9 protein-coding genes are annotated in these 19,259 nt (G+C 52.7%); 4 read left to right on the top strand and 5 right to left on the bottom strand.

Annotated elements, in window-relative coordinates:
* The first annotated feature begins 1,238 nt into the window (after window positions 1-1,238).
* The gene (locus tag KP708_RS03415) at window positions 1,239-8,888 is read left to right on the top strand and encodes a GH36-type glycosyl hydrolase domain-containing protein (RefSeq protein ID WP_252348075.1); all 7,650 of its coding nucleotides are present in this window, start codon (window positions 1,239-1,241) and stop codon (window positions 8,886-8,888) included.
* 256 nt (window positions 8,889-9,144) lie between these two features.
* Window positions 9,145-9,369 carry a hypothetical protein gene (locus tag KP708_RS03410; protein WP_252347409.1) on the top strand — a complete coding sequence of 75 codons (225 nt, stop codon included), beginning with the start codon at window positions 9,145-9,147 and terminating at the stop codon, window positions 9,367-9,369.
* Between the two features lie 324 nt (window positions 9,370-9,693).
* Here KP708_RS03410 and KP708_RS03405 read toward each other — a convergent pair whose 3' ends face one another.
* Window positions 9,694-10,299 carry a DUF1826 domain-containing protein gene (locus tag KP708_RS03405; RefSeq protein ID WP_215750396.1) on the bottom strand — a complete coding sequence of 202 codons (606 nt, stop codon included), beginning with the start codon at window positions 10,297-10,299 and terminating at the stop codon, window positions 9,694-9,696.
* Between the two features lie 89 nt (window positions 10,300-10,388).
* Here KP708_RS03405 and zigA point away from each other — a divergent pair, with 89 nt between their 5' ends.
* Entirely contained in the window at window positions 10,389-11,591 is a 1,203-nt protein-coding gene (zigA, locus tag KP708_RS03400; RefSeq protein WP_215750395.1) for a zinc metallochaperone GTPase ZigA, read from the top strand.
* Window positions 11,592-11,687: 96 nt separating this feature from the next.
* Here the strand turns inward: zigA and KP708_RS03395 are convergent, their stop codons facing one another.
* The 3 genes from KP708_RS03395 to hydA all read right to left on the bottom strand — a co-directional run bounded on the left by KP708_RS03395 (window position 11,688) and on the right by hydA (window position 17,011).
* A complete protein-coding gene (locus tag KP708_RS03395) occupies window positions 11,688-14,030 on the bottom strand; it encodes a TonB-dependent receptor domain-containing protein (protein ID WP_215750394.1) in 2,343 nt (780 codons plus the stop codon).
* A 210-nt stretch (window positions 14,031-14,240) separates the two neighbouring features.
* Window positions 14,241-15,560: an aspartate aminotransferase family protein gene (locus KP708_RS03390; protein ID WP_215750544.1), complete on the bottom strand. Its 1,320-nt coding sequence runs from the start codon at window positions 15,558-15,560 to the stop codon at window positions 14,241-14,243.
* Between the two features lie 35 nt (window positions 15,561-15,595).
* Entirely contained in the window at window positions 15,596-17,011 is a 1,416-nt protein-coding gene (gene hydA, locus KP708_RS03385) for a dihydropyrimidinase (RefSeq protein ID WP_215750393.1), read from the bottom strand.
* A 132-nt stretch (window positions 17,012-17,143) separates the two neighbouring features.
* On the opposite strand from hydA, the gene KP708_RS03380 reads away from it, so the two are divergent.
* A complete protein-coding gene (locus tag KP708_RS03380; RefSeq protein ID WP_215750392.1) occupies window positions 17,144-18,598 on the top strand; it encodes an NCS1 family nucleobase:cation symporter-1 in 1,455 nt (484 codons plus the stop codon).
* On the opposite strand, the gene KP708_RS03375 is transcribed toward KP708_RS03380, so the two are convergent.
* Window positions 18,510-19,220: a TetR family transcriptional regulator C-terminal domain-containing protein gene (locus KP708_RS03375; RefSeq protein WP_215750391.1), complete on the bottom strand. Its 711-nt coding sequence runs from the start codon at window positions 19,218-19,220 to the stop codon at window positions 18,510-18,512. The two genes, KP708_RS03380 and KP708_RS03375, sit on opposite strands and share 89 nt — an antisense overlap.
* Window positions 19,221-19,259 lie beyond the last annotated feature (39 nt).

Below are 19,259 nucleotides of genomic sequence, written 5' to 3'. Positions count from 1 at the left end.
ACGTTTTATAGAGCTGCTGTTTCTCACTGATCATAACCTGTCTGTCTCCAGGTCTTTCATTCCCGCGTTACTTAGGTCCAGCAGGAATTGATATTTTTGATCTGAAACAGCGTTCCTCGTCAGATCGAAGGCGCGTGAGCTGAGCCTGTTTCTCTTTTCTCAGGAAATATTTTCAGACCGCTAACTAACATACTGATCGCGCGTTATGTTTTTAGTGTGTCGTTTTAGGTAATCATAACTTCCGTAAAATTGTTAATTTCGTAATACATAACGATCAGAAATATAACGAAAAATATACATTCTAGAAGTACCTCTGCAACACAGTCTTAACAATGGCTGGATGCTTCCCGCCTAAAGGAACCGCAGAAATGGCTATTTTTTCCAGGAAAACTGCCGCAAATTCGTTTCGGTTTCATGATGGAAGGATTATTCGGTCCGATCTTTTTAGTGGTGATCGACTGTTGCAGCATGCTCAAAGCTTGGCAGAAAATCATGAAAATATTGTTGTTGCCACGCACGAAAATATATTGCCTGGCCGATTAGACGAAAATGCCAAGGTTCTTCTGGAATCAAACATCGTTTTATCTCAGGCATCCGAGAGAGGGGAGCAGATTACCCCCGCCGGGGGATGGTTGATCGATAATTATTACCTGATGGACGCGCAGATACAGGCCATTAAATTTGATCTTCCCTCCAGATATTACAAAGACCTCCCTGAACTTTCCCTTGGGCCATTCTCCGGTTTACCGAGGGTGTTCGAAATAGCCTGGGCGCTTGTGGCTCATACGGACAGCCATATTGAGCCTAAAACGATATGTCAGTTTTTGGGTGCCTATCAGAAAAACAGACCTCTCTTAATCAGAGAGCTTTGGGCCATCCCCACGCAGATCAGAATAGTCCTGATTGAGAACCTGCGGCGCGTAGCAGACAAAATCTGTCAGAACCTGAAAGAACGGAAGCAGGCTGATAACCTTGCTAATACGTTGTTTCTTGATGTTCAGGCCAGCAATGCAAAAATCCTTAAAAGCCTTTCCAAAATCAATACGGAAATATTAAGCCCGGCGTTTCTTGTACAATTTGCGCATCGTTTGAAAGGGCGAGATCCACAGAAAGATCCGGCATTTTTGTGGCTGGAAGGAATATTGCAGGAAAAAGGAACAGATCTGGATCAGATCGTTCATGAAGAATTACAAGAACAAAGCTCTTTAAACGCCACTATCAGAAATATTATCACGAGTATGCGGCTAACGACCATGCTGGATTGGAACAGCATTGTCGAAAAAATTAGCGCAGTAAGCCAAATACTTTATCGACATGCCGGCTTTGCCGAGATGGATGCTGCAACCCGGAATTTATACAGCAAAGCTGTTGAGGCGCTTGCCAAGGGATCTAACTATACGGAATGTGAAATCGCGCAGAAGGTGACGTCTCTCGCGGCGATGACGAAAGAGGAGGAGAATTTTGATCCTCGTCGGTCAGACCCCGGCTATTACCTTCTGGCAGAAGGGCGTCCGTGGCTCGAAGCGCAGCTGAAGTTCCACGCACCTCTCCGTGTGCAAGTCGGACAGGCATGCCGCAAGCTGGGCATAACAGGATACAGCCTGGGCGTTACGTTACTGACGCTTCTGCTCTTGTCGGCCTTCCTGTCCTTCATGAGCGGAAACCTCTCAGGTCATGCAGCTCTCATCCTGATTATTCTAGGATTTATTCCAGCGACGGATGCTGTTGTTGCCGGCGTGAACCGCTTCCTGATGTGGGCCATCAGAGTGTCAGAGCTTCCCGCGCTGGAGCTTAAAGAGGGCGTCTCAGCGCATCTGCGAACCATGGTTGTCGTCCCAACCCTGCTGACAAAACGGTCCTCCATCGTGGAAATGGTGAACCGCCTTGAGAAGCATTATCTCTCCAGCCGCGATGGTGAGATCTATTTTGCACTACTGACAGACTGGACGGACTCTCCCACAGAAAGCCGGAAAGGAGATCAGGATCTTCTTGATGTTGTTACGCGAGAGATTGCGCGCCTGAATCAGACTTATGAAGCGGGGCCTGCCGGGACAAGATTTCTCCTTCTCCATCGTAGGCGGGTGTGGAGCGCAAGCGAAGAGAAATGGATCGGATGGGAGCGTAAACGTGGCAAACTCCATGAGTTGAACCGCCTTCTCCGTGGCGCAACGGATACCAGTTTTCTAACCCTGTCCGGTCAGAGCATCCCTCAGGACGTACGGTATATCGTGACTGTGGATTCCGATACACGTCTGCCACATGAGGTTGTCAGGCGGCTCGTCGGCAAGATCGCGCATCCGCTCAATAATGCCCGTTTCGATCCAGAAGAAGGGCGCGTCACGGAGGGATATGCGGTTCTCCAGCCGCGGGTTACGCCATCCTTGCCGGAAGCGCGACAGAGCACACTTTTTCAGAGGGTTTTCTCAAGCCCGAATGGAATAGAACCTTATACGGCCGCCGTATCCGACCTGTACCAGGATATGTTTGCAGAGGGTTCTTTTGCGGGCAAAGGTATTTACGAAATTGACACTTTCGAAGCTGCGTTAGCTGGCCGGGTTCCAGATGGAACGCTTCTCAGCCATGATCTCTTCGAAGGCGTTTTTGCCCGCGCAGGTCTCGTGACCGATATTGAGGTTATTGAGGAATATCCAACAGACTATCTGGTCTCTGTGGCCCGCCTCAATCGTTGGGTGCGGGGAGATTGGCAGCTTCTTCCATGGATATTCTCATGGATGGGCTATTTCCCAACCATTCGGATAAAAACCCGCCCTCTCACGGGCATTGCGCGCTGGAAGATGCTGGATAATCTGCGTCGCAGCCTTTCAGCCCCCATGGCTGTCAGCGCCCTCTTTGCAGGCTGGTTTCTCGGTCTACATAATGCAGTCGTCTGGAGCCTCTGCATTGTCTCGACGCTCGCCATTCCGGCCTCTTTACCTCTTCTGGTTGATATTATCAGGCGAAGACGAGGAGAAACTTTTCGGAGCTATTTTTCTCTTCTGACAGTCGATCTCAAACGTACCGCTCTGACAACTGCTCTATGCTTTGCATTTCTGGCTGACCAAGCGTGCCTGATGGGCGATGCCATTACCCGAACATTAGGACGTGTTTTCGTCACCAGAAAGCATCTTCTCCAATGGGTGACGGCAGCGCAGGCGGCAGAGGCTCCACGTGAAGAGATGCAGGGATATTTCCGTCAGATGAGCGGGGCTGTTCTGACTGCTTTCCTCGCGGTGGGCGTCATGTTCGTGGCAGCGCCGTGGGTTTGGATCGTCATTCTTCCATTTGCCCTTGCCTGGAGCCTGTCACCAGCAATTGCATGGAAGGTCAGCCAGTATCGTCCTTCGGCTCGCAGGCTTGAGGCTACTGAGGCCGAAACCATTTTCATGCGAATGCAGGCACGGCGAACATGGCGGTATTTCGAAACATTCGTTTCTGACGCTGATCATATGCTTCCGCCAGATAACTTCCAGGAAACCCCTGCCCCTCTGGTCGCGCATCGTACGTCTCCCACCAATATGGGACTTTATCTTCTCGCAATCGTCGCAGCATGCGATTTTGGATGGATCGGTGTTGCTGACGCAACCGCGCGTCTAAGGGCTACCCTTGACACCATGCTGAAGCTTTCTCGCTTCAGGGGACATTTCTATAACTGGTACAGTACTACTGACCTCTCTCCGCTTCCTCCCATTTACGTCTCAACGGTCGATAGCGGAAACCTTGCTGGCCATCTGATCACGCTGGCTGGTGCCTGCGAAGAGTGGATTCAAAAAGGAAGAAAGTCCGATACCTGGCGGGAGGGTGTGCAGGATGCTCTCAACCTGGCACTCGAAGAAGCTACGTCAGGCAGTGGAACCTTCCGCTCTTCCGAAATCGCTCAACTCATTGAGACCCTCCTGCAGAATATGAAGGAAGGTCATGCCAGCCAGATCACGGTTGCGTACCGAGTGCAGATGCTTGTCAGTCAGGCGGAGGAACTGGCGCATCTGCTGCAAAGGCGTGCCATGGCAGGGAGTGCGGGAAAGGGCCCGTCTATCACAGGAGCCGAGAACCTTCTGTTCTGGCTGCACGCTGCGCAAACCTGCATTCAGAGTGAACGCAGGGATCTGGAGAACAATCCTTTACTTCATGACGAACTCCGTAAAACTGCACAGATCGCCAGAACCATGGCACTGGAAATGGAGTTTGGTTTTCTCAGAAATTCCGACCGGAAACTCCTTTCAATCGGGTTTGTCGTCAATGAAGGCACTCTCGACAATAACTGCTACGATCTGCTGGCTTCGGAAGCCAGGCTCGCTGTCTTTTTTGCCATTGCAAAAGGCGATATCCCTGCGTGGGAATGGTTCCGTCTGGGAAGGCCCCTCGCCGCAGTCGCCCATGGGGAGGCTCTGGTGTCCTGGTCGGGGTCCATGTTCGAGTATCTCATGCCCTCCCTGATTATGGCCGCCCCCTTTGACAGTCTTCTGGAAGAAACCAGCCGCCAGATTGTCCGTCGTCAGATTGAGTATGGCCAGTTCTGCGGTGTGCCCTGGGGTATTTCGGAATCTGCCTACAATGCGCGGGATCTGGACTATAATTATCAATATTCCGATTTCGGCGTCCCCGGATTAGGAATGAAAAGAGGACTGGCGCAAAATCTGGTCATCGCTCCTTACGCCACTGCCTTGGCCACTATGGTTGATGCACGGCTGGCTACGGAAAATTTTCGGGTTTTGCAGGCGGCTGGAGCGCAGGGAACCTATGGGTTTTATGAGGCACTGGACTATACAAAAGCCCGCCTGCAACCCAATCAGACCGTCGCAATTATTCACTCTTACATGGCCCATCATCAGGGCATGTCGATCCTTGCAATAGCTGACACGGTTCTGAAGGGCCTCATGCGATCCCGCTTCCATGCGGAGCCTATTATCGGGGCTGCGGAGCTCCTGCTTCAGGAGCGCGCACCAACAGGCGGTGCGATTACAACCCCATTGAAGGAAGAAGAATTCGCGCCTGCTGCACTGACTGTACAGGTGCAGTCTGGAGGCCGTCATCTGCGGACAGCAGACACAAGCGCTCCTGTGACTCATCTTCTTTCAAATGGACGCTACAGCGTGATGCTGACGGCCGCAGGGTCCGGATACAGCAAGTGGGGTGATCAGGCTGTTACGAGATGGAGACAGGACTCTACACTCGATAACCTAGGGAACTATATTTACCTCCAGAGCCCCGGAAACAATCACTTCTGGACCGCGGGATTACAGCCTTCCGGAGCAGAAGCCGAAAGCTACGATATCGAATTCCGGGAAGATCGTGCCACCTATACGCGGCAAGACAACAAACTGACGACGACGATGGAGGTGTTGGTTTCAGCGGAAGACGACGCAGAACTTCGGCGTGTTTCGGTGCGGAACTCCGGTACATCAACAGTTGAAGTCAACGTAACCTCTTACGTTGAACTTGCCTTGTGCCCGCCCGGTATGGACATCAGCCATCCTGCGTTTGCCAAGATGTTTGTACAGACGGAATATCTTCCTTCCTCCAGGGCTATCATTGCAACCCGGCGAAAAAGAAATCCTTCTGATGCGGAGATCTGGGCCGCGCATCTGATTGTTGGGGGTAACACTCTTTCCATCGAGACTGATCGCTCTCGTTTTATTGGCCGTGGACGGGATTTGCGGGCGCCGATTGCCGTAATTCAGGAAGGCCCGCTCTCTGGATCAACCGGAACGGTGTTGGATCCCATTTTCTCTGCTCGGTGTAAGCTGACAATTCCTGCACGCTCTACGCGGCATGTGTCATTCTGGACAATCGTTGCGTCCACACGTGAGGCGCTCATGCAGAGTATTGAGCGTCACCAGAGTGAGGCTGATCTTGATCGTGCCCTGACACTGGCCTGGACGCATGCTCAGGTTCACTTGAGGCATCTCGATATCCAGCCCGTACAGGCAGACCTGTTTCAGCAGCTTGGGGGTTATCTTCTGTTTCAGGGGCCCACCCTGCGCTCGTCTGCTGTTCGTATCAAACGGGGCGCAGGTAAACAGGCAGACCTATGGGGACAGGGCGTTTCGGGTGATTTGCCGATCCTGCTGTTGGTCATCACTGAAAACGAGGATTTCGATCTCGCCCGTACCCTTCTCACGGCGCATGACTATCTGAATTTCAAGGGACTAGCGTTTGATCTCGTCATTCTGAATGACCATCCGACGTCTTATGCCCAGGATTTACAACATGCTCTCGAAGCGCTTGTTCGATCATCCGGGCAGACTGGAACGGTTCGTCTTCTGCGCGGAAGTCTCATGTCAGAGACAGTCAGGGAGCTTCTGTTCTCGGTGGCCTACGTCGTTTTGACGGGGAAAGGCGGAAACCTGCAACATCAGATAACCCATATCGAGATGATGCAGCGCACAAAAGTTGTGCAGACTGCTGTACGTCCCTGCAAAGCCTACCATGGACCACAGGAAGCGCCTGAAGCACCCCAGCTTGAACTGGCAAACGGATATGGAGGGTTCACGTCAGACGGCAAGGAATATGCTGTTATCATCCGCGGAAAAACCCGGCCCCCTGCCCCTTGGATCAATGTTGTTTCCAGTCCTCATTTTGGCTTTCAGGTCTCGGCGGAAGGCAGCGGTTACACCTGGGCTGAAAACAGCAAAGAAAATCAGCTAACACCCTGGTCCAATGATCCGGTTATTAACCCGACTGGCGAGGCCTTTTATCTGTGCGACGAAGAAAGTCGTCAGTTCTGGTCCCCTTTGGCCGCCGTCTGCTCTGATGACAATGCTGTCTATGTTTGCCGACACGGGCGCGGATATAGCCGGTTTGATCGTCATGCCAACGAGATTGCCGCGAGCCTGCTGCAATATGTTCCGCTTGAAGATCCTGTAAAAATTTCCAGACTTAAACTGACCAATACGTCCTCACGCTCCCGCACTTTGAGGGTGACCACCTATACCGAGTGGGTTTTAGGGCAGTCTCGCAGCACGACGGCACCTTTTGTGTTTACCGAGCAGGATCCTGACACGGGCGCGCTGTTTGTCAGGAACAAGTGGGGCGAGACGTTTGGGGAAAAGATCGCATTTGCGGATCTAGCCAGTCAGCAGACTTCAAGCACGGATGACAGGCGTACATTCATCGGTCGCAATGGCACTCTTTCTTCCCCGAGAGCCATTATCCGTGGAGGTCCGCTTGAGGGTATTGTCGGGGCAGGTATTGACCCCTGTGCTGCATTGCAGACTGTCATTACGCTTGAGCCTGGGGAAAGCACGGAAATTGTCTTCCTGCTGGGTCAGGGACGAAATGCTGAGCATGCCCGTCAACTGGTTCGGCAGTATAGAACAGAAAATCTGGATACGGTTCTGGATGCAGTTCATCGCAGATGGGACAAGATCACGGGGGCCGTACAGGTCCACACACCTGATCGCGCCATGGATATCATGCTGAATGGCTGGTTGTTGTATCAGTCCCTGTCCAGCCGCATCTGGTCACGGGCTGGCTTTTACCAGGCCAGCGGTGCCTATGGGTTCCGGGACCAACTTCAGGATGGGATGTCTCTTGTTCTGTCGGCTCCTCAACTGGTGCGTGAGCATCTTCTTCGGGCTGCATCCAGACAGTTTCCTGAAGGAGACGTCCAACACTGGTGGCTTCCCCAAAAGGGAAATGGTGTTCGCACGAGGATTTCTGATGACTGTGCCTGGCTGGCTTACACAGTTGCGCACTACGTTCGCGTGAGTGGTGACACGACGGTTCTGGATGAGGAAATTCCATTTCTGGAGGCTCCAGTTCTGGCCGATGGAGAGCATGAGCGTTTTCTCCAGCCGGAAGTCACGGACGAAACAGCGTCTCTCTATGCTCACTGCGTTCTTGCGCTCGATCACAGCCTGCAAAGAGGCGCGCATGGCCTCCCGCTTATGGGAACCGGCGACTGGAACGACGGGATGAACCGCGTTGGCGAAGCCGGGCGCGGAGAAAGCGTCTGGCTGGGATGGTTCACGCATGCTGCGCTGTCAGCATTTCTTCCACTGGCCCGGGCTCGGCAGGATACTGAGCACGTCACGAAGTGGACGCGGATCATGGCAGAACTTGAAACTGCGCTGGAGGCAGCGTGGGACGGCTCTTGGTATCGGCGCGCCTATTTCGACGACGGCAGCCCTCTAGGTAGTCATGCAAACAGCGAGGGGCGAATTGATGCCATTGCTCAGTCCTGGGCAGTAATTTCAGCGGCCGGATCTCCCGCCCGAGCCCGACAGGCCATGCAAGCCGTTCAGGAGCAGCTTGTTGATCTGGACAAGGAGATCATCATGGTCCTGACACCTCCCTTCAATACGTCAGAGCCTGATCCGGGTTATATTCGGGGCTATCCGCCAGGTATCCGGGAGAATGGCGGTCAGTACACGCATGCTGCTCTCTGGACGGTTATGGCGACTGCCCTTCTGGGGGACGGCGATGCGGCAYACGAGATGTTTGCTACGCTCAATCCCGTTCACCATGCCCGGGATCAAGCAGCAGCGGACCGTTACAAGGTCGAACCATATGCCGTGGTGGCAGACGTGTATTCCTCTGACCCGCATGTCGGTCGTGGGGGATGGTCTTGGTACACCGGGTCAGCAGGATGGATGCAACGGGTTGGGGTGGAGACGTTGCTGGGAGTGCAGATCGAAGGAGATCGGTTGTCACTTAAGCCGCACCTCCCCTCAGCCTGGCCGTCATACACAGTCCAGCTGCGCTGGAAGACATCGGACTATCATATCCAGATAGAAAACCCTGACCATGTCTGCCAGGGAGATCTCTTTATGCTGGTCGATGGGGAGCCAACTGCATTCACACAGCCATTCTACATGCAAGATGATGGGCTTATGCACAATTTAAGTTTCGTGCTCAGAAAATCGGCAGCTCTTATTCCAGAGGGTTGAGAGCGTGGCGTGACTCAATCGTTTTCTTCCCTGAGCCTCATAAGGCTCAGGGCGGCCCATCTAACGGAAAAGGGATCAACTCCTGCATTCTAGGACGCAAACCCCGCCACCTCAGCCGCCTTGAGGTCATGTTCGAATGTCGCAGAGGTTGGTAGCGTATCACCACACGCTATGACAGATGCCTGGCCGTCTTTTTAACGTGATCTGAACTCTTATCGTGCTGAGCCATTGAATGATCTTACCACTGGAGGCGATCATGTCTTTCCACAGCAGCACTCTCCCTAAAAATCCAACAAAAGCTCCTGGTTCTCCTGATGAGCGGGAGCCGTTTGATCCGTATCCCGACAAAAGCCCGATTACGGATGAGCCCCCGGAAGAAGAAAAGCCCGGCAAAAGGTATCCGCCCGAGAAAGGCTCCCCCGATCCGAATCCCGACCAGCCGCCAGTTCTTCCTGATGCGCCTGAAAATCCAACCAATTAAGGTTTAGGCTCTCCCGGTAGCAGAAGATGAGCAACCCGTGCTTGCTTCCCTAAAGCTATAGCAGGGCTTCGGGGGGCATCTTCCGCGTTGGGGCAGATCATCATTGTCTGGACGTCTCGCAGTTCAATCCAAACCGTGGGTTAACTCTTCATCCTTAGAACGCACGTCCAGACTTGCAAGGTTTCGCTCAAGTGCGCGAAAGCTATCTTGCAACAAACATACCATTCGACGCCCATGGTCCTTTGTTCTGACATCAAAAGACGGGAAGTATGCCTGCGTGCAGATATCTGGGCGGGCTAGTGTTGAAATAGGCTAGGCCAATTTTTACGCGGCCATTTCGAGAGATGCATCTGCACAGGCGCTGGCTTCGTCAAAAGTGAGCAAAAGTCTGACACGCTCGTTGAGCGGACGATCTGAGAGAGGGGGTGAGCGATGGAGAATTTTCTCTGCTTTCTCCCACCCAGGAAAGTGCTTTCCTTTGAGAAAAACAAGGGCACCTGTGGGCGCCTGATGCACGGTTGATCCGTTGTCAGTTGTCCATTGCACACCGGGGCCAGCATAGGTTCGAAGCAAACGCAGATCGACGCAGTCAACGTGGAATTTCCGACAACTATCTGTTGTGATCTTTTCCAGTCGTACACGTAGCGCCTGGTGTCCGGAAATATCCCTGTAAAGTGCGGCTGTTTCCAAAATATCCGTCAGGAGTGGCCGTGTGCGTTCTGAAAATCCGCTCTGCAGCTGTTTTTCCAGATCGGGTAGGTAACCTCGTCTTGTCAGAGATTGAGCTCCCTCCGTCAGATAATCTTTTGTCGCCTGGGTTAGTGATGAAGACATATCGCACGGATGAAGACCAATGCTGCTGTGAGGAAGCAGGATGTTTCTGAACGACGATTGATGCTCCAGACGGCAGCGGGTGGGACATGACGGCATGGAAAAGCTTATCCTTGCTATTGATATGTTATAACATAACTATTATTGGCAAATGTAGCAACTTTTCCTCCTCTTCAAGGGCTTACTTTATGTCGGATTTCCGATTGCCTGTGACCGTTCTCTCCGGCTTTCTGGGGGCTGGCAAGACAACGCTTCTCAACCATGTTCTCAACAATCGCGAGGGCCTGAAAGTGGCGGTCATCGTCAATGATATGAGTGACGTGAACATTGATGCCGAACTGATCCGTAATGGCGGGAGCAATCTGTCCCGGACCAACGAGAAGCTCGTGGAAATGACGAATGGATGCATCTGCTGCACGTTGCGGGACGATCTTCTGACCGAAGTGACGCGACTGGCAGAAGAAAAAAGGTTTGATTACCTTCTGATTGAGTCAACGGGCATCGCAGAACCCCTGCCCGTCGCGGCCACTTTCGAATTCCGTGATGAAGAAGGCCGGAGTTTGAGCGACGTCGCTCGGCTCGATACGATGGTGACTGTTGTGGATGCCGTGAACCTGCTGAAGGATTATGGATCAAGCGATTTTCTTCGTGATCGGGGCGAGGTTGCTGGAGAGGAAGACGAACGTGCGCTCGTAGATCTTTTTGTTGATCAAATCGAATTCGCGGATGTCATTGTTCTCAATAAAATCGATACGGCAACTGCTGAGCAGGCAGACGCTGCACGGTTGATCATCCGATCCCTCAATGCGGATGCGACCGTGATTGAAACGAGCCAGAGCAAGGTTTCTTTAAACCAGGTTCTGAATACGGGTCGCTTTGATTTCGAGCGTGCACACCAGAACCCCTTGTGGTTCAAAGAGTTGTACGGGCATGCTGAACATCGTCCCGAAACGGAAGAATACGGAATTTCCAGTTTTGTCTACCGTGCCCATCGGCCTTTCAAACCTCAAGCGTTTGCAGACTTCATCGAGCAGTCATGGCATGGGGTAGTGCGGGTAAAAGGTTATTTCTGGCTTGCAACCCGCCCGGATTGGGTCGGAGATCTGAGTATTGCGGGTGCATTGGCGCGGCATCAGGCGGCTGGGCGTTGGTGGGCGAGTGTCCCGCATGACAACTGGCCTGATGATGAAGGCTGGCGAGCGACACTGGCCAAATACTGGGACGATATTTATGGCGATCGCCGGCAGGAACTGGTCTTTATTGGTGCTGGCATGGACGAGGTTGCAATTCGTACCGCACTAGACGGTTGCCTTGTCCCACCGTCACAGGACGAAATTTTCATGCCATGGCACTATGACCATCTTCCTGATCCATTCCCTCTGTGGTCCTGATTGCCAGCTATTTTACCTCATAGGCCAGACGGAACGGTAGAATAACCGTTTCGTCTGGTACAAAGCTCAGCCCCTCTTCTTCAGAGCCGGGTGATCTTAGAAATCTGATGAGATCGTCCCTGTCATCGAGAACCTTGGAAGAACATAGAAGGATGCTCCGTTGCTGCCTGCCAGGGTACTGCCATCGAGCAGGGTCACGTTATGGTAGTTATTGGTAATGCCAGTTGTCCCGACCCGAATGATTGATCCTGTCAGGTTAGAGAAATTCAGGCGGAACGTAGGGGTCTTCAGGAAATAGAGCGGTTTGAAATGATACCCAAGCGCGAGGGTATTGGTAACAAACCCTGGCATTCTCTGATCACCCACGAGTGTTACTGACTGAGGGCCGGTATAGTGAAGGCTGAAGTTTCCAAAAAATCCTGCATTGCTGTAGGTCAGTCCAAAATTTGCAAGAACGCGTGGTGTGAGAATGGACTGTTTTCCCTTAGTGGGAAGATATGTGTCTCCATAGGGAATATTTGAGTCAAAAGTACCATGCAGGTACTCCACTGACGCGTACGGGCTGAAATGATGGAAATCCTTTCCCGCAATCATGGCATCAAATCCGCGGATCGTCTGGTTTCCTGCATTGGAAACTGCATAAGCGGTATTGGGCAGATAGGTGGTGAGAAGACGGTTGGTGATATTGGAATTAAATGCCGAAATATCGAACGTCAGGTACCGGTTGTTATAGCGATATCCAATCTGTTCCGTGATGGAATACTGGTTCTTGGGGAGTGATGTTGAACCTGAGAGCTGTGAGGGGGATGGCTGGCGGAAATCACCTTCAGCATTCATGTAAACCTGACTGTGAGAGTCAATTTTATATGAGATAGAAAGATGCGGAAGCGGCGCGGTTGAATTCGCTCCGATCGTAAACTGACTGAGCCCGGAAGCGCGATCCCAATAGTTGGACATGATGTATTTGAAGCCGCCATTTATGGTCAGGCGATCATTAAAATACTTTGCCGTATCTTCGATAAAGAAAGAATTCAGTTCGTAGCCGGCATCGTACCTGTAAATTGCTTCCTGACCATCTGCTGTATAGAGTTTATAGGCGTTGTCATTGGTTTTGGCATTCCGTCCGCTAGGTTGTGTTGCCATGGTCGGAAAGAAATAGTCGACGGCGTTGTTCTCATACCAGTATCCGAAAGACAGATGGTTATGACGATCAATGTCGTAACCCAGTTTGGCGACAAGCCCGACTTGCGGGGACCAGTGCTGCGCCCAGTATGTGCTCAACGGTGTAGAAGGATCTGCTTTCTGCCCGTTCCCATAGAAATATGTGGTACCCGTCGAGGCTGGCGTGCCAGCGGTTGAGCCGTCCCAGCCGAAGCCTGTCGCAAAATAGGGAGAAAGGTCAAAAGTCAGGCGTTTGTTGATGATGATATGGGCTTGCGTTGTGACAAAAAACTGGTTCCAAGAGTCAATATTGCCCTGCCAGTAATTCCCAGCGGACGGTGAATTTCTATCCCAGACATTAGTGCGATTATATCCCTGCCCTGTATGCTTGTAATTATAAAATGTTTGAGCATCCGGATAGGCGTCAATCGTGAACATGGAATTGTTCCATGAGCCGAAGAATTTCACAGTGGATCCATTGGTAAATTCTTTAAAAACTCCAACGTCCACATGTGTTCGGCGGTTTGTTCCTGCACCCATCCATTGCCTTGAATGGGTATTCGAGACGGAAATGTAAGACCTGATACCGGAATTACCGATCTCCCCGGACTCCAGGCGTACGAATTCTCGCGACATGTTGTTGGTGCCGTAGGAAAAATCCATGCTTCCCCCGGCTTTCTTGCCCGGTGTCCGTGTGCGCTCGTCCAGCGTGCCCGCAGTTGCATTGGATGCAGGTGCATCGATGGGAGAACTCCCAGGCGTCATGGTGACGGTTTCGATATTCTCTGCATCAACGTTCTGTTGAAGGTAAGCGGCAAGTGATGCAGGAGCCCCATCCAGAAGCAAAGCCGTATCGGCGTCAGTAAAGCCCCGCATATAGAGCGCACCACCTTTGATGCCAGATGTATCCGGCATGGCAATGCTGACACTCGGAAGATTCTGGACAACATCAAGGCCGGTCGATGTCGGGCTTCTCATCTCGATATATTGGCGCCCAACAGACTGGACTGCATACGGTGCAGTTTCGACCCGCATCATCCCTCCCCCAGAGTTGCGCGCGCTTCTCGAGCCACGAACCCCGACGCTCTCTTCGCTGGATGCCATCATGGAGGTTCTGCGGGAACGTGGCTTTGTTGGGGTGCCCGGGGCCGCATGATGAGATGGCGTCACATGACGGAGATGATGGGATGGGGCCGCGCTGGAACGCCCAGTTTCTGCGGAGAGGATTACGGAACTCAGAATAGTACCGAGGAACAGACGAGAAGCCAGTGTCTTCACTTTTTTTCTCCGAAAGCTCAGTTGGCGAAACTGAATAACAGCTACTCAAACACATTTCGGAACAATAATGAAATAATAAATAAAATTTATTCGAAAATACGGTATTCACACAATGTAGAGATATTTTAATGGGTTTCAGCCGAATGATGAACCCACCATTCGGCTTTCCTGAAGGATATTTATTTGTGATTCAGGGGGTTGAATGAATATTTAAAAGTCTTTTTCGCAACTCAGAAGCACGTTTCGGACCTGCGCTATCATTCCTCTGATTTGGTCCGGAGTCGAAATAAATGGAGGGCCAAAAGAAATCGTGTCTCCCGTGACGCGAAGGAGCACGCCCTCTTCCAGACCGCGCTCAAAAAGCTGGACACTTCGCAGGGCAGATTTGTCAGAAAGGGGATTGAGTTCGATCGCAGCGGTAAGGCCGATGTTTCGCAGATCTTTTACGGACTTCAGGTCCTGCAATGCATGCACCTCTTCTTCCAGAATAGGCTCCAGCGCTCTGACAGCCGCATTGGTCCCCTCTTCTTCCATGATGTCGAGCACCGTATGAGCCACTGCTGCGGCCATTGGATGCCCTGAATAGGTATAGCCATGAGCGAACTCTATGGCTGCGTCCGGGCCATTCATAAATGTTTTGTAGATTTCTGAAGTGACGATAACGCCGCCCATGGGAATGATCCCATTGGTGACGGCCTTGGCGAAGGTAATCATATCCGGTGTGACGCCAAATCTTTGGGAGGCAAAATTTTCTCCCATGCGTCCAAAACCTGTGATGACTTCATCGAAAATGAGAAGGATGCCGTGTTTCGTACAGATTTCCCGTAGCTTCTGAAGATATCCGACAGGAGGGACAAGAACGCCGGTTGATCCCTGCATTGGCTCGACAATGACGGCTGCAATGGTAGAGGCGTCATGCAACGCTACCAGTCGTTCAAGATCGTCTGCCAGATGGGCACCCCACTCCGGTTGCCCTTTTGAAAAGGCGACATGCGCGTGATCATAAGGATGTCGGAGGTGATCCACGCCAGGGACCATTACCGTGGCGAACATCTTGCGGTTCGGGACAATTCCCCCGACGGACATCCCGCCAAATCCTACGCCATGATAGCCGCGTTCGCGTCCGATGAGGCGGAAACGGCCGCCGTCGCCTTTAAGCTTGTGAAAGCCAATGGCAATTTTGAGTGCTGTATCAACAGCTTCGGAGCCTGAATTCGCAAAGAATACATGCTCAAGGCCTTCAGGGGCCATATTTGCAATGCGCGCTGCCAGCGTGACAGCTGGTGCATGGGTCATCTGGAATCCGGGTGCGAAATCCAGGGTTTCTGCTTGCTGACGAAGCGCGTCCGCAATGCGTGGGTTTCCATGGCCTAAAGGCGTACACCACAGCCCAGACAGCGTATCAAAGACCGTTTTGCCATCGGCCATCGTATAGTAAGGCCCCTTGGCAGAGGCCACAACGCGATGATCGCCCCGACCATTAACCAGTCTGTTGGCTGTAAAGGGCATCCAGTTGCGTCCCTCACTCATGGCAAGGGCGCACAGGCTTTCGTTCGTCAATGTAGTCACGATACTGCCTCCGTCAGGCTGTCAGGTGTTTTTTTCTTAAAAGCCGCTCTCTCGACATACTGGCCCTGCCCGCGCTCAGCACGCAGTGTACCGTCATCCCAAAGGATACGGCTCTGGCTGATTGTCTTTTTTGCCGCGCCTGTAACGGTCATACCTTCATAAATATTGTAATCGACATTCTGATGATGTGTGGCGGCAGAAATGGTTCGTGAGGCCGATGGATCCCACAGCACAATATCCGCGTCTGCACCCTCAACAATCATGCCTTTCCGGCTATGGATATTGAAGATACGCGCCGTATTGGTAGACGTGAGGGCAACAAACTGCTCCGGAGTTATCTTGCCGCCCACAACGCCATGATGCCACAGAATGCTCATGCGATCCTCAATGCCGGGAACACCGTTGGGGATGCGCGTAAAGTTGGTGAGGCCCATTTCTTTCTGGGAGCGGCAGAAGCAGCAGTGATCCGTTGCGGTGGTGTGGAGCTGGCCGGAAGAGAGCCCGCCCCAGAGCGCTTGCTGATGCGATTTCTCGCGGAAAGGCGGGCTCATGACATAGCGCGATGCCTTCAACCAGTCTGAAGACTGGTAAACGCTTTCATCGAAAACCAGATGCTGTGGAAGAACTTCGCCATAAACCTGCAAGCCGCGAAGCCGGGCGGTTGCGATTGCTTCGGTCGCCTCGCGTGTTGACACGTGCACGATATAGAGCGGGGTATTGCTGACGGCCGCCAGTGTAATGGCGCGCTGAGCAGCCTCACCTTCCACGCTGGATGGACGGGAGAGCGGATGCGCCGCAGGGCCAGCGTTTCCCGCTTTCAGAAGAGACTCCTGAAGAAACGAGACGGCATCTCCATTCTCGGCATGCACGGTGCATAAAGCGCCCAGCTCTCCCGCTCGGCGCATGGAGTTAAGAAACGTCTCATCATCCACCATCAGGGCGTTCTTGTAGGCCATGAAGTGTTTGAAGGAATTAACCCCGCAGTCCTGCACCAGTGTTTCCATATCCTGGTGAACCTGGTCGTCCCAGTGCGTCACCGCGACGTGGAAGCCATAGTCAGCAGACGCTTTTTCGGCTTTGCTCCGCCATGTCTTCCACGCGTCATGCAGCGACTGCCCGTGTTCGGGAATGACAAAATCGATAATGCTCGTTGTGCCTCCGGCGAGCCCGGCGGCCGTGCCTGTATAGAAATCATCACTAGCCGTCGTGCCCATGAAGGGCATTTCCATATGCGTATGAGGATCTATTCCCCCTGGCATGACAAGCAGCCCATCTGCATCAACGATGGTACTGCCGGTCGGCGCTTCCATATCCGCCTGAACAGCCGCGATTTTCCCGCCATCGTCACACAGGACGTCTGCTCTGAAACGCCTCTCAGACGTAACAACTGTTCCACCCTTGATCAGGAGCATGACATCCCTTCCCTTCAGGAAAAGTGGTTGGCATTATGTCGTTGTCTTACCGAAACTGTATGGTTAATCTGACCAGCCGGTCAACATAACGATTGCGCTTCCGGAATTTTTTCGAGAACGAGGATCACCAGAATGACACAGTCACCGGACGCGTACGCTACAGGGCGCCTGACCAATGCGGATCTTGCGCCTGTTCAGGACCGGAACTGGGCATGGAAGGACTTTCTCTTCCTCTGGATGTCTGATGTCCACAGTGTCGCAGGCTACATGACGGTTGGCACGCTGTTCATGATGGGATTGCCGGTCAGCAGTGTGCTTATCGGATTGCTTGTTGCGATTGTTGCCGTGCAGCTTCTCTGCAACCTGATCGCGGTTCCAAGTTTGAAATCCGGCGCTCCCTTCCCTGTCATTATCCGAAGCGTCTTTGGCGTCTACGGTGCGGTCGTCCCGGCGCTTGTGCGTGGGATTATTGCCGTGGGCTGGTATGGAATCCAGACATGGCTGGCATCCAATGCGGTAGTTCTGTTTGTTCTTCGTATGATGCCGTCACTTGCAGACTATAGTAATGTTCATCATCACGGATTGGTGGGACTGTCTCTTCTCGGCTGGTTGGCCTTTCTGCTCATCTGGGCTTTGCAGTTGGCGGTATTCTGGCGCGGAATGGAGTCCATCCGGCATTTCATAGACTGGGCAGGGCCAGCCATTTACGTCATGATGGTCCTGCTTGACGGCGTGCTTCTCTGGAAAACGCGGGGACAGATCAGCTTTTCAGTCCTTCCCCACTCTGCTCTTTCCGTCGGACAACATCTGACCGGCGTGCTGAATGTGATCTCTCTGACGATCGCATTCTTTTCTCCGATTATCCTGAATTTTGGCGATTTTGCCCGCTACGGCATTAGCCTGAGTGCGGTACGACGCGGTAATTTCTGGGGCCTGCCAATCAATTTCATGGCGTTTTGCGCGCTTGCACTTACAACAGTAACCCTCACCCAGCCTGTTCTGGGACAAATCCTCGTTGATCCGGTGGACACTGTGACGCGTTTGGATAGTCAGACCATCATGATCGTAGGAATTTTGACCTTCGTTCTCGCGACCATCGGGATCAACATTTCCGCCAATTTTGTCTCAGCGGCGTTTGATTTTTCCAATATAGCCCCGGCATCCATTTCATGGCGCGGCGGCGGTGTCATTGCGGCGATTGGTGCCATCGCTCTCACGCCCTGGAACCTCTATGCCCGGCCGGATCTGATCCACCTGACACTCGACATACTGGGTCTGTTCATCGCTCCTGTGACAGGAATTCTTCTGGCTGACTACTATTTCGTTCAGCGGGAAACCCTGGACGTGCCTGCGCTGTACAGTACAGACCCATCGGCAGCTTACTGGTACCGAGGTGGCGTAAACCCTACTGCGATCTGGGCCTTGGGTCTGGCTGTGCTGGTGGGGCTCGCAAACGTCTTCCTGCCAGCATTAGCTGTATTCCAGAATTTCGCGTGGTTTACAGGCTTCTTTTCAGGGTTTTGTTTTCATCTGCTTCTGACGCGCCTGAGGCCGGTTGGGAGAACAGCGGACGGACAAGCGTCATAAGAGTGTTGACGGCAGTTTCATAATCGCCGTCAGTAAGAGGTGTACGGTCCAGAACAGCCTCATACTGGACCTGCATATCCGCATATGCCTGCGTACCGGACCACAAGAGAAACAACAGATGCGTCGGGTCGATAGGCGCCATGATGCCCTTCGCCTGCCATTCCAGGAAGATTGCGACATGTCGGGCTACATGGGCTCGGAGTTCTCCCCGCAGGAAGTCCTGAACCATGTGGCCGCCTGAGAGCACTTCCTGGGCGAAGAGACGCGATCCTTCTGGCCGTGCGCGGGAGAATGCAATTTTGGCTTCTATGTATCCCCTGAGCCCTTCCAGCGGGTCCTTGTCAGAAGAAAGCCAGTGATCGGCATCTGTCAGCCATACATCTAGCAGGCGTGACAGTGTGGCGTTGTACAGGTCTTCTTTGGAGCCAAAATAGTAGAGAATATTGCCCTTGGGGATGTCGCAGACCTTGGCAATATCTTCAAGGCGCGTTCCTTTAAGGCCGCGGGTGCCAAAGGTCCATTCCGCAGCATTCAGAATTTGCGGAACGGTGGCGCGGCGCGGCGCACCGGCACGAGTTCTCTTTCTGGGGCTGGGAGACGCCTCCAGACTGTCTTGTGGCATTGTCTTTCTCCCAGCCTGCTTTGCGGGAGGCGATTTTTG

The organism is Gluconobacter sp. P5H9_a (assembly GCF_018812085.1).
Classification (GTDB): Bacteria; Pseudomonadota; Alphaproteobacteria; order Acetobacterales; family Acetobacteraceae; genus Gluconobacter.
The sequence above is the reverse complement of the archived record's forward strand: the minus strand, read 5'-3'. Positions and strand labels throughout refer to the sequence as shown.

Coding starts and splice junctions, on each gene's coding strand:
- zigA (WP_215750395.1), top strand. CDS start 10,389: ATGTCGGATTTCCGATTGCCTGTGACCGTTCTCTCCGGCTTTCTGGGG.
- hydA (WP_215750393.1), bottom strand. CDS start 17,011: ATGCTCCTGATCAAGGGTGGAACAGTTGTTACGTCTGAGAGGCGTTTC.
- KP708_RS03410 (WP_252347409.1), top strand. CDS start 9,145: ATGTCTTTCCACAGCAGCACTCTCCCTAAAAATCCAACAAAAGCTCCT.
- KP708_RS03405 (WP_215750396.1), bottom strand. CDS start 10,299: ATGCCGTCATGTCCCACCCGCTGCCGTCTGGAGCATCAATCGTCGTTC.
- KP708_RS03390 (WP_215750544.1), bottom strand. CDS start 15,560: ATGAGTGAGGGACGCAACTGGATGCCCTTTACAGCCAACAGACTGGTT.
- KP708_RS03375 (WP_215750391.1), bottom strand. CDS start 19,220: ATGCCACAAGACAGTCTGGAGGCGTCTCCCAGCCCCAGAAAGAGAACT.
- KP708_RS03380 (WP_215750392.1), top strand. CDS start 17,144: ATGACACAGTCACCGGACGCGTACGCTACAGGGCGCCTGACCAATGCG.